The 463-nt window shown below is 31.5% G+C and carries 1 protein-coding gene; it reads right to left on the reverse strand.

What is annotated here, in order from left to right; translation table 11 throughout:
- Positions 1-43 precede the first annotated feature (43 nt).
- Positions 44-397, reverse strand: a complete 354-nt coding sequence (locus tag DZ60_RS0122095; protein WP_025744157.1) for an ISAon1 family transposase N-terminal region protein — start codon at positions 395-397, stop codon at positions 44-46.
- Between the last annotated feature and the right edge of the window lie 66 nt (positions 398-463).

Below are 463 nucleotides of genomic sequence, written 5' to 3' on the forward strand. Positions count from 1 at the left end.
ATTCACTCCATAAAAACTGCCAATAGTATGGCAATCATTAGGCTTAGTAGCTATTAAGTACTTTTAAAAAAGCAGCGAACTCAACAGTCATACGAGTTCCCTGTGCTACTAAATCCCAATCTCTTTGTACTACTTCTTTAGTAGTTTTATCTAGCCAGCGACGACGTTTAATATGAAGATAAACCGTTTTACCTCGTAATGGAAAATCTTGAATGGTAATCTCTTTATGAAAACCATGAGAAATAACAATTCTAGATGAAAACTCTGATGGAATATCTATTTTCTCTTCAAAATATAAATGAAGCACTTTATCCTTGGTAATGTTATTGGTTAAATCAAAATGAGTAACCAATAAATCTGGTAATACTAACTTCAGTAAATCAATATATGAATCCAATCTCTACTTTTTGCTGCAAAGATCTTATTCTTATTTCAATCTAACCACAACTTTTTGGAATGATCC

The organism is Aquimarina pacifica (genome assembly GCF_000520955.1).
Classification (GTDB): Bacteria; Bacteroidota; Bacteroidia; order Flavobacteriales; family Flavobacteriaceae; genus Aquimarina; species Aquimarina pacifica.